This window comes from Nguyenibacter vanlangensis (genome assembly GCF_038719015.1).
GTDB lineage: Bacteria > Pseudomonadota > Alphaproteobacteria > Acetobacterales > Acetobacteraceae > Gluconacetobacter > Gluconacetobacter vanlangensis.
Genome location: NZ_CP152276.1, coordinates 3,830,600 through 3,844,413 on the forward strand (window position 1 = coordinate 3,830,600; position 13,814 = coordinate 3,844,413).

12 protein-coding genes are annotated in these 13,814 nt (G+C 66.5%); 7 read left to right on the top strand and 5 right to left on the bottom strand.

The window, feature by feature from the left end:
* Nucleotides 1–38: 38 nt before the first annotated feature.
* From AAC691_RS17805 to AAC691_RS17835, 7 genes are all read left to right on the top strand, one after another.
* Nucleotides 39–1,517: a M81 family metallopeptidase gene (locus AAC691_RS17805; protein WP_342627905.1), complete on the top strand. Its 1,479-nt coding sequence runs from the start codon at nt 39–41 to the stop codon at nt 1,515–1,517.
* A 181-nt stretch (nt 1,518–1,698) separates the two neighbouring features.
* Nucleotides 1,699–2,595: a fructose bisphosphate aldolase gene (locus AAC691_RS17810; protein ID WP_342627906.1), complete on the top strand. Its 897-nt coding sequence runs from the start codon at nt 1,699–1,701 to the stop codon at nt 2,593–2,595.
* Nucleotides 2,596–2,788: 193 nt separating this feature from the next.
* Nucleotides 2,789–4,420, top strand: a complete 1,632-nt coding sequence (locus AAC691_RS17815) for an FGGY-family carbohydrate kinase (protein WP_342627907.1) — start codon at nt 2,789–2,791, stop codon at nt 4,418–4,420.
* A 60-nt stretch (nt 4,421–4,480) separates the two neighbouring features.
* Complete coding sequence (locus AAC691_RS17820) at nt 4,481–5,368, top strand: sugar ABC transporter permease (protein WP_342630265.1); 888 nt, start codon at nt 4,481–4,483, stop codon at nt 5,366–5,368.
* A gap of 4 nt (nt 5,369–5,372) precedes the next feature.
* Nucleotides 5,373–6,200, top strand: coding sequence for a carbohydrate ABC transporter permease (locus tag AAC691_RS17825; RefSeq protein ID WP_176639238.1), 828 nt, complete (start codon nt 5,373–5,375; stop codon nt 6,198–6,200).
* A 39-nt stretch (nt 6,201–6,239) separates the two neighbouring features.
* A complete protein-coding gene (locus AAC691_RS17830; RefSeq protein WP_342627908.1) occupies nt 6,240–7,346 on the top strand; it encodes a sn-glycerol-3-phosphate ABC transporter ATP-binding protein UgpC in 1,107 nt (368 codons plus the stop codon).
* 28 nt (nt 7,347–7,374) lie between these two features.
* Nucleotides 7,375–8,148, top strand: coding sequence for an SDR family NAD(P)-dependent oxidoreductase (locus AAC691_RS17835; protein WP_323989843.1), 774 nt, complete (start codon nt 7,375–7,377; stop codon nt 8,146–8,148).
* Between the two features lie 73 nt (nt 8,149–8,221).
* Here the strand turns inward: AAC691_RS17835 and AAC691_RS17840 are convergent, their stop codons facing one another.
* The 5 genes from AAC691_RS17840 to AAC691_RS17860 all read right to left on the bottom strand — a co-directional run bounded on the left by AAC691_RS17840 (nt 8,222) and on the right by AAC691_RS17860 (nt 13,704).
* Nucleotides 8,222–9,565 (bottom strand): sugar ABC transporter substrate-binding protein, encoded by a 1,344-nt coding sequence (locus tag AAC691_RS17840; protein WP_342627909.1) that lies wholly within the window; start codon nt 9,563–9,565, stop codon nt 8,222–8,224.
* 68 nt (nt 9,566–9,633) lie between these two features.
* Nucleotides 9,634–10,491, bottom strand: a complete 858-nt coding sequence (locus AAC691_RS17845; protein WP_342627910.1) for an SDR family oxidoreductase — start codon at nt 10,489–10,491, stop codon at nt 9,634–9,636.
* A gap of 2 nt (nt 10,492–10,493) precedes the next feature.
* Nucleotides 10,494–11,828 carry a D-tagatose-bisphosphate aldolase, class II, non-catalytic subunit gene (locus AAC691_RS17850; RefSeq protein ID WP_342627911.1) on the bottom strand — a complete coding sequence of 445 codons (1,335 nt, stop codon included), beginning with the start codon at nt 11,826–11,828 and terminating at the stop codon, nt 10,494–10,496.
* A complete protein-coding gene (locus tag AAC691_RS17855) occupies nt 11,825–12,826 on the bottom strand; it encodes a sugar kinase (RefSeq protein WP_342627912.1) in 1,002 nt (333 codons plus the stop codon). Before AAC691_RS17855 ends, AAC691_RS17850 begins: the two co-directional genes overlap by 4 nt.
* Nucleotides 12,823–13,704 carry a DeoR family transcriptional regulator gene (locus AAC691_RS17860; protein WP_342627913.1) on the bottom strand — a complete coding sequence of 294 codons (882 nt, stop codon included), beginning with the start codon at nt 13,702–13,704 and terminating at the stop codon, nt 12,823–12,825. The genes AAC691_RS17855 and AAC691_RS17860 overlap by 4 nt, the downstream gene beginning before the upstream one ends.
* Nucleotides 13,705–13,814: the final 110 nt, after the last annotated feature.

Sequence of the window (13,814 nt, forward strand, 5' to 3'; positions counted from 1 at the left end):
AAATCCGAAATCACACGGGAACCTGACGGGGTCATATCATGCGGGTGTTTGTCGCGTCCCTGGCGACTGAAACCAATACGTTCTCGCCGATACCCACCGATCGGTCGAGTTTCCTGTCCGCCTTCTATGCGCCGCCGGGGGCGCATCCGCCAACCCCCACCTTGTGCTCGGCCGTCTTTCCGGTCCTGCGCGATCGGGCGCGGCGGGACGGATTCACATTGATCGAAGGGACCGCAACATGGGCCGAGCCGGGCGGCCTGGTGCAGCGCGAGACGTTCGAAAGCCTGCGCGACGAGATATTGGCGCAGTTGCGTGCCGCATTGCCGGTAAATGCGGTCGTGCTGGGGCTGCATGGCGCCATGGTGGCGCAAGGCGAGGACGATTGCGAGGGCGACCTGATCGCGCGCGCACGTGCGATCGCCGGGCCGGACACGGTGATCGGCGCGACCTTCGATCCGCATAGTCACCTGACTCCGAAACGCGTGGAGAATCTCGATATCCTGAACGCCTTCCTGGAATTTCCGCACACGGATTTCGTCGCGCGCGCCGAACAGGCCGTGGATCTGGTGCTGCGGGCGGCCCGGCGCGAAATCCGGCCGGTCATATCCACGTTCGACTGCCGGATGATCGACGTCCTGCCGACCAGCCAGCAGCCGATGCGCGGCTTCGTCGACCGCCTGCGCGCGTTGGAAGGCCAGGATCGGATCCTCAGCGCCTCGATCATTCACGGCTTTCTGGCGGGCGACGTGCCCGAACTGGGGACGCGGATCGCGATCGTCACCGACAATGCGCCGGAACGCGGCAAGCGGCTGGCCCGGGAAACGGGCAACGCCCTGTTCGCCATGCGCGGTACGACCAGTATGCCGAAACTGGGGATCGGGCCGGCATTGGTCCGTGCCGCCGGGGCCGCCGCGACCGCCGGCGCGCCTGTGGTGCTGGCCGACATATGGGACAATCCCGGCGGCGGCGTGGCGGGCGACGGCACATTGATACTCGATGCGATGATGAAGGCCGGGATGGACGACATCGCGGTCGGGACGATCTGGGATCCGATCGCGGTCATGTTCTGCCTGGCCGCGGGCGAGGGCGCGCGGATCGCCTTGCGGTTTGGAGGCAAAAGCGGTCCCGGCGCCGGAGAACCGATTGATGCCGACGTGATCGTGCGGCGTGTCGTAGCCGAAGCCTGGCAGAGTTTCGGCGCCAGCCGGGTACCGCTGGGCGCAAGCGCGGTGGTGCGACCGGCCGGCACGCACATCGACATCATCCTGAACACCAACCGTACCCAGGCTTTCGACCCAGATATATTCGCCGGCCTGGATATCGATATCGCCGCCAAGCGCTATCTGCTGGTGAAATCGACAAATCATTTCCACGCGGCGTTCAAGCCGATCGCCGCTGAAATTCTATACGTCGATGCCGGCACCCATTATCCGTCCGATCCGCGAAGGACGCGATACCGCAAGCTGACGCGCGCCATCTGGCCGCGCCACGAAGATCCGCACGGGGCCGAGACATAGGGCAGATTCCGTTCAAACGGAATCGCGGGCCGCGGCGGACCGACACAGCGGCGGACGGCCGCCCTGTCCGGCGGAATGCATCATCTTTCGGTGATCGGCGTCGTCGGACAGGCGGTTTCAGGATTGAATTTCCGGCCCTGCCCGTCAATCATGCCGCCAAACCCACCGGGAAGGGAATATCATGTCCAATGATGGAATGACGGCGCAAATGGCGAAAAAACCGGGTTTTATCGCCGCTCTCGACCAAAGCGGCGGCTCGACCCCCGGCGCTCTGCGCCATTACGGCATCCCCGACAGCGCTTATGACGGCGAAGAGGAAATGTTCCGGCTGATGCACGAGATGCGCGTGCGTATCATGACGGCGCCGTCTTTCAGCGGGGACAAGGTCATCGCGGCCATCCTGTTCGAGCGTACGATGGACGGCTTGGCGGAAGGCAAGCCCGTCCCCAGCTTCCTCTGGGAAGATCGGGGGATCGTGCCGTTTCTGAAAGTCGACAAGGGGTTGGAGCCCGAACGGAACGGCGTCAGCCTGATGAAGCCAATCCCCGGTCTGGACAACCTGCTTGCCCGTGCGGTGAAGCTGGGCGTGTACGGCACCAAGGAACGCTCGGTCATCAATCTGCCGGATCGCGAAGGCATCGCCGCGATTGCGAAGCAGCAATTCGATCTGGCCGAGCAGATCGCAGCCCACGGCCTCGTCCCCATCCTGGAGCCGGAGGTCCTGATCAAGAGCCCCGATAAGGCGGGCGCCGAAGCGATTCTGCTGGAAGAACTGACAAGGGGCCTGGACGCGCTGCCTGGCAGTTATCCGGTCATGTTGAAGCTGACGATTCCCGAAAAACCGGATCTCTATCTGGATCTGATGACGCATTCGCGCGTGCAGCGCGTCGTCGCGTTATCGGGCGGTTATACGCGGGCCGACGCGTGCAGGCGCCTGTCGGCCAATCACGGCATGATCGCCAGCTTCTCGCGCGCATTGGTCGACGATCTGAAATATACGATGAGCGAAGAGGTGTTCGACGCGACACTGGCAGCGGCGATAGACGAAATTTACCAGGCGTCCACCGTCAAGCTTTGAAGCCCCATTGCCGCCTTCCCCCATCCGTCACGGATGGGGGAAGGCGGGGGCCGTCCGTCTATGCCGATCAGGCCGGCGCATGCCGGAAGTGATCGATTTCCTTTCATCACTCCACCGTTATTCCTGCATATATTGCGGTTTGGCGGCGCACCCGATAGGGTCATAAAAAATAATAAAAACGAGTACCTCGGACATGGATGTCGTACTAGGGGTCGATGTCGGTACCGGCAGTGCCCGTGCCGGGATTTTCACCACCGATGGCCGGAAGCTCGGTGCGGGCAGCAAGTCGACACGGACATGGCATCCGCGCCCGAGACACGTGCAGCAATCCTCGATCGATATCTGGCAGGCCGTGTGTGACAGCGTCGCCGCGGCGATCGCGGCGGCCAGGCAGAATGTCGCAGGGCCTTTGAATGTGCGCGGTATCGGGTTCGACGCGACCTGCTCGCTGGTAATGCTGGATCGCGACGGCGCGCCTCTGTCCGTCGACATGGACGGGACGCCCGGCCAGGACGTGATTCTGTGGATGGACCATCGTGCCCTTGCCGAGGCGGCGGAAATCAATTCCAGATCCTTCGACGTGTTACGTTATGTCGGCGGCGTGATCTCGCCCGAGATGGAAACGCCGAAATTATTGTGGATAAAAAGGAATCTTCCTGACCAATTCGACCGCGCGGGCTATTTTTTCGATCTGCCTGATTTCCTGACCTGGCGTGCGACGGGCGCCGATTCGCGCTCGCGCTGTTCGACTGTCTGCAAATGGACCTATCTGGCGCATCAGGACCGGTGGGATGACTCCTATTTCCGGTCCATCGGGCTGGGCGTGCTGGTCGACGAGGCCTATCGCCGCATCGGCACCGATATCCGCCCCCTGGGCGGCCGTGTCGGAGCCGGCTTGTGCGCGGAAGCGGCCGAAGAACTGGGCCTTTCCCGGGGGATTCCCATCGCCGTATCGGCGATCGACGCACATGCGGGCGGCATCGGGCTTATCGGCGCTGCGCCGCAGGCCGGCGGGGCTGCTTCGTTCGATCGCCGCCTCGCGCTGATCGGCGGAACATCGAGCTGCCATATGACGGTATCGCCGGATGCGCGTTTCGTGCCCGGAATCTGGGGCCCCTATTTCGATGCCATGGTGCCGGGCATGTGGCTGAATGAAGCGGGGCAGTCCGCGACCGGCAGCTTGGTCGATTTCATCATTGCCACGCATCCGGTATCCGACGCGCTGCGCCGGCGGGCCGAGGAAGATGATCGGACGGTCTATCAGGTACTGAACGGCATTCTGGCCATGATGGACGGCGCGGGGCCGGCGGGCGCGCAAACGCGCGACTTGCACGTCATGCCGGATTTTCACGGCAACCGCTCGCCGCATGCCGATCCGGACCTGCGCGGGATGATCAGCGGATTGACCCTGTCCGCGAGCGAGGAGGATCTGGCGCGGCTCTATCTGGCGACCATCCAGGGGCTGGCGTACGGCACGCGCGACATTATCGAGGCCCTGAATCGGCAGGGCTATGCGATCGACACGATTTTGGCGACCGGCGGCGGGACCAGGAACCCGGTGTTCGTCCGGGAGCATGCCAATGCCACGGGGTGCCGGATTTTGCTGCCCGAGGAACCGGATGCCGTCTTGCTGGGGAGCGCCATTCTGGGGGCGGTGGCGGGGGATGTGTATCCGTCGATCGGCGTGGCGATGGCGGCGATGAGTCGGGTGGGAGCGGAGGTGCGGCCGGATGGGGCGACGCGGGCGTTTCATGAGGCGAAGCTGGAGGTCTTCAGGCGGATGTACAGGGATCAGATGGATTATCGGCGGATCATGGGAAAGTAGTGGAAAGTTGGTTTTGGGGAGCGGATCATGGATGGAGCCGTGAGGCGTGTCGGGTTCGTCATGAACCTGCGGGGGCGGGCGTTGGGCAGGAAGAGGCATGGTGCCGGCATGTTGCTGTCGCCGGCTGTTGTGCTTCTTCTGGTGTGGTCGCTGGTTCCTCTGGCGATGACGTTGTGGTATTCGACACGTAATTACAACCTGGTGGATCCGACGCTGCATGGATTTTCGGGTGTCAATAATTATTGGTATTTGCTGACCGATCCGGATTTCCTGACTGCGCTTTTGAATACTGCGATTTTGGTCGGTGGGGTACTGGCGATCACCGTGGGGCTGGGGACCGTGCTGGCCGTGCTGTTCGACCAGGCGTTCCTGGGGCGCGGGGTGGCGCGGGTGCTGGTGATCTCGCCCTTCTTCATCATGCCGACCGTGTCCGCCCTGCTGTGGAAGAACCTTATGCTGCATCCGATCTATGGCGTCTATTCCGCCATGATGCGGGCGGTCGGGCTGACCCCGGTGGACTGGCTGTCGAACTATCCGCTGGCGACGCTGGTGATGATCGTGGCGTGGGAATGGCTGCCTTTTGCGATCCTGATCCTGCTGACGGCGATCCAGTCGCTGGACTCGGAACAGAAGGAGGCCGCACGGATGGACGGCGCGGGGCCGCTGGCGCAATTCCGCTTCATCATCCTGCCGCACCTGGCGCGGGCGATCACGGTCGTCATCATGATCGAGACGATCTTCCTGCTGGCGGTGTTCGCCGAGATCGCGGTCACCACGGCCGGCGGGCCGGGGGTAGCGTCGACCAACCTGGCCTTCTTGATCTATTCCCGCGCGCTGCTGCAATTCGATGTGGGCGGCGCCTCGGCGGGGGGCGTGGTGGCCATCGTGATCGCCAATATCGTGGCGGCGTTCCTGCTGCGCGCCGTCGCCCGCAACCTGGAGACCTGACGCCATGCCTGCCCGTCATGCGAGAGTGAAGCGCGCGGCCATCGGCGCCCTGGCCTGGGCCGTGGCGCTGTGGGTCTTCTTTCCCATCCTGTGGATGGGGCTGACCGGCTTCAAGAGCGAGGCCGATGCGATCTCGACCCCGCCGCAACTGATCTTCCACCCGACCCTGGCCAGCTATCGCGAGGTGTTCGCGCAGGAGAATTACTGGCATTTCGCGGCAAACAGCATCGCCATTTCCGTGCTGGCCACGATCGTGGTCCTGCTGCTGGCGATTCCGGCGGCCTATGCCATGGCCTTTCATCCCGGGCCGCGCACGCGCGGCACGCTGCTGTGGATGCTGTCCACCCGCATGCTGCCCTCGGTCGGCGTGCTGGTGCCGATCTATCTGCTGGCGCGCAATACGGGACTGCTGGATACCCGTACCGGGCTGGTGGTGATCTATGTGCTGACCAACCTGCCGATCATGGTCTGGATGCTGTACACCTTCTTCCGCGAGGTGCCGGTGCCGATCCTGGAGGCCGGGCGGATGGACGGCGCCACGCGCTGGCAGGAGATCACCCAGGTGCTGCTGCCGCTGGCCCTGCCGGGGATCGCCTCGACCGGCCTGCTGTCGATGATCCTGTGCTGGAACGAGGCGTTCTGGTCGCTGAATCTGACATCCTCGTCGGCGGCGCCGCTGCCGACCTTCATCGCGTCCTTCTCGTCGCCCGAGGGGCTGTTCTTCGGCAAATTGTCGGCGGCGTCGACGCTGGCGGTGGCGCCGATCCTGGTGTTCGGCTGGCTGAGCCAGAAGCAACTGGTCCGGGGGCTGACCTTCGGCGCGGTGAAGTAGCCGGATCATTCAATAAAAACAACAAGAACGGGGGGTGTCATGGCGACAGTGGAGTTGCGGGACGTCCGCAAGACCTATTCGGACGAGGAGATCATCAAAGGGGTCTCGATGACGATCCGGGACCGGGAATTCGTGGTCTTCGTCGGGCCGTCAGGCTGCGGCAAATCGACCCTGCTGCGCATGATCGCGGGGCTGGAGGAGATCAGCGCGGGGGACCTGCTGATCGACGGCGCGCGGGTGAACGACATGGGGCCGGCCGAGCGGGGGCTGGCGATGGTGTTCCAGTCCTATGCGCTGTATCCGCACATGAATGTGTACCGGAACATGGAATTCTCGCTGCGCCTGGCCGGCATGCCGGAGGCCGAGCGGCGGCACCGCATCGCCGACGTCGCGCGGATCCTGCAACTGGAGCCCTATCTGAACCACAAGCCGGGGCAGTTATCCGGCGGCCAGCGGCAGCGCGTGGCGATCGGGCGGGCGATCGTGCGCAACCCCAAGGTCTTTCTGTTCGACGAGCCGCTGTCCAACCTGGATGCGGCGCTGCGCGGGCAGATGCGCGTGGAACTGGCCACCCTGCATCGCCGGCTGGGGGCGACAACCATCTATGTGACGCATGACCAGGTCGAGGCGATGACGATGGCCGACCGGATCGTGGTGCTGCGCAAGGGGGTGGTCGAGCAGATCGGCACGCCGCTGGAGCTGTATCACCGCCCGCGCAACCTGTTCGTCGCGCAGTTCATGGGATCGCCGGCGATGAATTTGCTGCCGGCGCGCGTGGTGGCGCGGTCGGACCGGGAGATCACGGTGACGACCGGGCCGCTGACCGTGGTCCTGCCGATGGACGGCACGGCGCTGGAGACGGGGGCCAGCGTCACGCTGGGGGTGCGGCCCGAGCATGTCGGCCTGCATGACGGCGGCACCACGCAGGGGCTGGTGGAGATCAGCGAGCGGCTGGGGGCGGCCACCCTGCTGCATGTGCGCCTGTCCGACGGGACGCAGATCGTGGTGCAGACCGGCGGCGACAATGCCGACAGGCCCGACACGCCGGTCAGCGTCGCCCCCGACCCGGAACATTGCCACCTGTTCGACGCCGACGGCATGGCGCTGGATCATTCGGCGGCGCACCCGTTGCTGGTCGGGTCCTGAGGGCGGATATCGAGAGGAATCGGATCGTATGTACACGCAAAAGTTGCGCCTGGACGGCCGCACGGCGGTGGTGACGGGCGGCGCGCAGAATATCGGCCTGGCCTGCGTGACGGCGCTGGCGGAATTCGGCGCGCGGGTGATCATCGCCGACCTGGACGGCCGGCTGGCGGAAGGCGCCGCCGCCGAATTGCGGGCCGGGGGGCTGGATGTCGCGGGGGCGACGCTGGACGTGACCAGCACCGAAAGCGTGGACGCGCTGGCCGCCCGGCTGAAGGCGGAGGAGGGACATGTGGATATCCTGGTCTGCAATGCCGGGATCTGCATTTCCGAGGTCAGGGCCGAGGACATGACCGATGCGCAATGGCTGAAGCAGGTGGACATCAACCTGAACGGCATCTTTCGCTGCTGCCGGACCTTCGGGCGGATCATGCTGGAGCAGGGGGGCGGCGCGATCGTCAATATCGGGTCGATGTCCGGGCAGATCGTCAACAAGCCGCAGGAGCAGGCGGCCTATAACGCGTCGAAGGCCGGGGTGCATCAATATACCCGCTCGCTGGCGGCGGAGTGGGCGACGCGCGGCATACGGGTGAATGCGGTGGCGCCGACCTATATCGAGACGACGCTGACGCGCTTCGGCATGGAGAATCCGCGCCTGTACGACGCCTGGCTGGAGGGGACGCCGATGCATCGGGTGGGGCAGCCGGACGAGGTGGCGTCGGTGGTGCAGTTCCTGGCGTCGGATGCCGCCAGCCTGATGACCGGGGCGGTCGTCAATGTCGATGCCGGATTCACGGTCTGGTAGGCGAGGCGGACCGGGCGGCATGCCGCCCGGTCCTGTTGGATCCCGGTCCTGTTGGATCAGGTCCGGCTGGAGGTCATTTCTGGTAGCCGGCCTGGCGCATCGCGCGATTGGCGATGGCGTTGGCGGATTTCAGCCCGCCATCGAGGCTGGTCGCGCCGGTGAGCATGGCGGCCACGATCTGGCCGATCTGGGTGCCGATGCCCTGGAAGGGCGCGATATCGACGAATTGCGCGCCGACATAGGGGCGGGGCTGCGCGGTCTGACCGGACGGGTTGGAGTGTTCGATCGCCTGGAGGACGAAGTCCGAGAACGGCGCGACCTTCTGGTATTCCGGCGACTGGTAGGACGAAGTACGGGTGCCTGGAGGGATGTTCACCCACCCGTCGGTCTTGGCGACGAGCTGCACATACTCCTTGGACGTCGCCCATTCGATGAAGGTGCGCGCGGCATCGGCATGGGTCGAGGTCGCCGGGATCGCCAGGTTCCATGACCACAGCCAGGTCGGGCCGCCCTTGAAGACGCCGGTCGGCATGGCGGCGAAACCGACCTGGTCGGCCACGCTGCTCTGCTTCTTGTCGAACACGGTGCCGGCGGCGCTGGTGGCGTCGATCCACATGGCGCAATGGCCGGTGACGAACAGGGAGAGGTTTTCGTTGAACCCGTTGGCGCTGGCGCCGGGCGGGCCGTATTTGGTCATGACGCCGGTATAATAGGCCAGCGCGTCATGCCAGGCCGGCGTATCGATCGTGGCCTTCCAGTCCCGGTCGAAATACTGGCCGCCGAAGGCCGTGACCAGGGTGGTGACATAGGCCATGTTCTCGCCCCAGCCGGGCTTGCCGCGCAGGCAGATGCCGTAGATGCCGGCGGCCTTGTCCGTGGTCTTGGCGGCGAAGTCGCGGATCTGGTCATAGGTCGGGGCGGCGGGCATGGTGATCCCGGCCTTGGCGAACAGGTCCTTGCGGTACAGGGTCATCGCGCTTTCGGCATAGAAGGGCAGGGCGTAGAGCTGTCCCTGGTAGCTGATGCTGTCGCGCACGGCCGCGATGATGTCGCCCGCGTCGTATGCGGCGGGCAGGTTGTCGAACTTGTCCAGCCAGCCCAGTTTCGCCCAGAGCGGAACCTCGTAATTGCCGATGGTCAGAATGTCGAACTGGCCGGCATGGGTCGCGATGTCGGTCGTCACGCGCTGGCGCAGGACATTTTCCTCGAGCGTGACCCATTGCAGGTGGATGTCGGGATGGGCGGTTTCGAACACATGCGACAATTTGCGCATTTCGATCATCTGCACGTTGTTGACCGTGGCGATGGTCAGGGTCGTGTCGGCGCGGGCCGTGGCGAGGCCGGCCAGGGAGACGGCGACCAGGGAGGCGGCCCCGCCGGCGAGGAGGGCGAGGGTCCGCAGGACCGGCTTTTTCATGTCTGTCGTCATTTTTCTTTTCTTGTTTTTCTTGTTGTCGTCGGGAACGCGCGGAAGAAGAACGGCGGTCAGCTCATCCAGTTGCCGCCATCGATATTGTAGGTCTGCGCGACGATATAGTCGGCATCGGGCGAGGCGAGGAACACCGCGAGGCCCGCGATTTCCTCGGGCCGGGCCATGCGGCCGAACGGCACGGCGGCGCCGACCATGCGCTTCTTCTCGCCGGGCTGCAGATGTTCGTATTGCGCGAAGCGGCGGTCCACGTCGTCCCAATGCTCGTTGTCCACCACGCCGGGGGCGATGGCGTTGACGTTAATGCCGTATTTGATCAGGTCGAGGCCGGTGCTCTGGGTGATCGAGATCACGGCGGCCTTGGACGCGCAATAGACGGCGACCAGGGCCTCGCCGCGCCGGCCGGCCTGGGAGGCGAAGTTGATGATCTTGCCGCCCTTGCCTTTACCGCCCTTGCCTTTACCGCCCTGGCCTTCACCGTCCTTGCCTTGCGCGATCATCTGGCGGGCGGCGGCCTGCAGGGTGAACAGCAATCCCTCGACATTCACCGCGAAGACCCGCCGGTAGCTGTCGCGCGTGATCTCGACCGTGGGGGCCAGGTCGAAGATCCCGGCATTGTTGACCAGGATGTCGAGCCGCCCGTGGCGGGCGACGACATGGGCGATCGCCGCGTCGATCGAGTCCTGGCGGGTGACGTCCAGCGCGATGCCGGAATGTCCGCCGCCGGGCTGTCCGTCGCTGGGATGTCCGTCGTCCAGGGCGGCGGCCGTCGCGGCGGCGCCGTCGCCGTTGAGATCGCCGATGACGACATGCGCGCCTTCCTGGGCATAGCGCGCGGCGATCGCCTTGCCGATGCCGCGCGCGGCCCCGGTGATCAGTGCGGTCTTGCCCGCCAATGGCTTGGGGTTGGCCATTTTTATTGTCTTTCTTCCTTGGCTGGGGGATCGCCGGCGGCATGGCCGTAGCGATCCAGGACGTCCCCGACCGCCTGAAGCAGCAGAGCGTCGGGGGTGGCCGGCAGGGCGCCGGATCGGACGCGATCGTACAGGCGCGGCAGGTACTGGCTGACCAGGGTGGGGGGCAGGGGGGCGGATGACAGGCGTGCGCGCAACGCCTGTACCGCGGCCCCGGCCTCGGCCGTCGGCCAGTAATACCGGATACGATCGCTGTAGCTGAAATGGCGCAGCAGGTGCTGGGCGTCCGGAGCGCCGGGATAATGGCCGGCCCAATGGGCGGGAGCGGCCAGCATGAGGCGCTCCATCGTATCGCGCAGCGACGGCGCGCCAGGGTGCAGGAAGCCCGACATCGCATCCAGGCCGTACAGTGCCTCACGCAGCGCGAAGGTCAGTTCGGGGCCGACCTTGAGGATGGCGAAACCATCCCGCACCAGTGAGGCCAGCGCGGCGTCCGGCTGGTAGTCGGTCGAATGGGCCTCGAACACCAGGCCGGGCATGTGGTCCAGCGTGGCCGACAGGGCCCGGGCGCGGTCGGGCCGGTAGATCGCGACGTCGTCATGGCCGAATTCCACCCCCGGTTGCACGACGAGGCCCAGCACCCGGGACCAGGCGGCGGGCGCGTGTTGGGCGAAGGCGGCCTGGTGGATCCGCCAGGTGGCCAGCGCGGCGTCGGGGGCGGTCGGGGCCAGATGGTCCAGCGCCTCGGTCGCGCCGCCCGGCGTCGGGATTTCGGTGCCGATGACATAGAGCGGTCCGGTTTGGCCCGGCGTGATGCGGCCCGGCGTGACCTGGCCCTGGGTTTCGGCGCGCGCGGCCAGGCGGGCGGCGCGCTGGGCGACGATCGCGTCGGGCAGGTGCGCGGGCTCTCCCCGGCAGCCCATGCTGGCGTCGAGATGCAGCTTGCGGAATCCGGCCCGGACATAGGCGGCGATCATGTCGCCGGCCCGGGCCATGGCGTCGTCGGGCGGCAGGTGCCGCCACGGGTTGGGGCCGAGATGGTCGCCGCCCAGGATGATCCGCGCCGGCGGCAGTCCGATCCGGCCGGCGATGGCGAAGACGAAATCGCGGAAATCGGCCGGCGTCATGCCGGTATAGCCGCCATCCTGGTTGACCTGGTTGCAGGTGGCCTCGATCAGCGCGTGGGTGCCCCGGGCGCGGGCATGGCGCAAGGCGGCCTCGATCACCATCGGGTGGGCCGAGCAGACCGAGACGATCCCGCGCGGATGATCCTGGTCGCGCAGCGGGCGCAGGGCGGCCAGCGGGCCGTCGCTTGTGGCGGCGGTTTCCGGAGTCATGCCGCGGCTCCGGCGCCGTGGGCGAGTACGGCATCCAGTTCGGCGAAGGTCGAAACCCCTTCCATCGGGCCGCGGACCGTCACCGCGCGGGCGCCGGCGGCGTTGGCGTAGCGGAGGCTGTCGCGCGGGGCGCGGCCTTGCAGGCGGCAGGTTACGAAGGTGGCGCCGAAGCAGTCGCCGGCGCCGGTCGGGTCGATTTCCTGCGCCGGGCAGGCGGGCAGGTGCAGCGTTTCGCCACGGCCGTAATAGCTGGCGCCCCGGGCGCCGCGCTTGACGACGATTTCGGACACGCCGGCGCCGAGGATTTCCCGCACCGCCTCGTCCTCGGTCTTCGCGTCGGTCAGCATCATCAGTTCCGGGCCGCTGGGCAGGAAGATGTCGCAATGCTGCAGCATCATTTCCATCGCCGCGCGCATTTCCGGAATATCGAGCATTTCCTTGCGGATATTGGGATCGAAAGACAAGGTGCCGCCGCGTTGCCTGATATGTTTCAGCGCCGTCGCGACCTCATCGATGATGCGGAAGGAAAAGAGGGACGAGCCCATGACATGCAGGTGGCGCGCGCGGTCCAGCAGGCCGAGCGCCTGGTCGGTCAGGCTGACCAGGCCGCAGGCGGAATGGCGGATATTATAGACGAAATCGCGCTCGCCATCCGGCCGGTAGCGGACGAACGCGGTGCCCGTGGCCTGGTCGGGGGCGACGCGGATCGCCGAGACGTCGACGCCGTCGCGCCGCAGCCGCTCGATGTTCAGCATGCCGAAATCATCGTTGCCGACGCAGGAAACCAGCCCCGCCGGATGGCCGAGCCGCGCCACCTGGTCGATGAAGATCGCCGGCGCGCCCGAGGGATAGGGGCCGCGCAGGGCCATCGGTTCGCGGAAGCCGTGGCCGGTCTGTTCGGCCATGATCTCGGCGAGGGTCTCGCCGATGGTCACGATCATGTCCGTCATTCCCGTCATGTCCGCCGGGGCCGGGCGCGGGGCCGTGTCGGATCTCATGTCACGGGGGCTCCAACGTCTTGGGTGTCTTTACGCGTGCTGGGCGGGCGGGCTGCGTCAGCGGACCTGGCGCGCGATCGTGCGTAGAGCCGTGCCGGGTCGCCGGATGGCGGGGCGGGCGCGAAGCCCAGATCGGCGAGCAGAAATGGGGAGGGCGTGTCCGGCCGGTCCGCGGTGATCAGGAAATCGGTGGCCTGGAGCAGCACGGCGCATGGCGGGGTGGAGGCGCCGTGCCGGCCGGCGTCGAGCAGGGACGCGGTGGCGCGCGCGGCCCTGGCCGCGGCCTGGTGCAGCGGGAGCGAGGCGTTGGCGTGCAGGGCCAGGCCGGTCCGGGCGATCCAGGCGGTTTCCAGGACGAACAGGTCGATGTCGTGCAGCGCCAGCGCGCGGATGGCGGCCGGTCCGTCGATGTCCGGCCGGTCGGGGTGGCACTGGCCGCCCAGCAGATGCACCTGTCCGCCGCCATGCTGGCGGGCGGCGGGCAGCGCGTCGAGCGACGTCACGACGATGTTCAGGTCGGGCGCGGGCGGCAGATAGGGCGGCAGCAGGGCCGGCAGCGTGCCCGGACCCAGCAGTACGGTCATGGGCGGCCGCGCCAGCCGCGCCGCGATCATGGCCATGGCGCGGTGCTGCGGCGTCGAGAGCGGGCATTGCGCGTCGCGCGCGCCGTGGCGGACGGCGCCGGTCGCGCGTGCGCCGCCGCTGGTGCGGATGGCCAGGCCCTGGTCCTCGAGATAGGCGAGGTCGGCGCGGATGGTGACCGTGGAGATGCCGCATTCGCGGGCGAGCGCGTCGACCCGCACCTGTCCCTGCTGCCGGATCCGTTCGGCGATGTGCAGGCGGCGTTGCAGGACCGTGCTTCGGGTACCGATCGACATGGCGCGATCATCTTTCATATCGAAAGAAAGGACTTTCGATGTGAAGCTGTATGCGCCTGCCGGGGGGAGGGCGCAACGGCGTTGCTGCCGTTTCACGCCGACGTGTTCGG

Excerpts from the sequence above, each read along its gene's own strand:
- AAC691_RS17815 (WP_342627907.1), top strand. The coding sequence starts at position 2,789 with ATGGATGTCGTACTAGGGGTCGATGTCGGTACCGGCAGTGCCCGTGCC.
- AAC691_RS17810 (WP_342627906.1), top strand. The coding sequence starts at position 1,699 with ATGTCCAATGATGGAATGACGGCGCAAATGGCGAAAAAACCGGGTTTT.
- AAC691_RS17830 (WP_342627908.1), top strand. The coding sequence starts at position 6,240 with ATGGCGACAGTGGAGTTGCGGGACGTCCGCAAGACCTATTCGGACGAG.
- AAC691_RS17855 (WP_342627912.1), bottom strand. The coding sequence starts at position 12,826 with ATGAGATCCGACACGGCCCCGCGCCCGGCCCCGGCGGACATGACGGGA.
- AAC691_RS17840 (WP_342627909.1), bottom strand. The coding sequence starts at position 9,565 with ATGAAAAAGCCGGTCCTGCGGACCCTCGCCCTCCTCGCCGGCGGGGCC.
- AAC691_RS17845 (WP_342627910.1), bottom strand. The coding sequence starts at position 10,491 with ATGGCCAACCCCAAGCCATTGGCGGGCAAGACCGCACTGATCACCGGG.
- AAC691_RS17860 (WP_342627913.1), bottom strand. The coding sequence starts at position 13,704 with ATGTCGATCGGTACCCGAAGCACGGTCCTGCAACGCCGCCTGCACATC.
- AAC691_RS17820 (WP_342630265.1), top strand. The coding sequence starts at position 4,481 with ATGAACCTGCGGGGGCGGGCGTTGGGCAGGAAGAGGCATGGTGCCGGC.
- AAC691_RS17835 (WP_323989843.1), top strand. The coding sequence starts at position 7,375 with ATGTACACGCAAAAGTTGCGCCTGGACGGCCGCACGGCGGTGGTGACG.
- AAC691_RS17805 (WP_342627905.1), top strand. The coding sequence starts at position 39 with ATGCGGGTGTTTGTCGCGTCCCTGGCGACTGAAACCAATACGTTCTCG.
- AAC691_RS17850 (WP_342627911.1), bottom strand. The coding sequence starts at position 11,828 with ATGACTCCGGAAACCGCCGCCACAAGCGACGGCCCGCTGGCCGCCCTG.
- AAC691_RS17825 (WP_176639238.1), top strand. The coding sequence starts at position 5,373 with ATGCCTGCCCGTCATGCGAGAGTGAAGCGCGCGGCCATCGGCGCCCTG.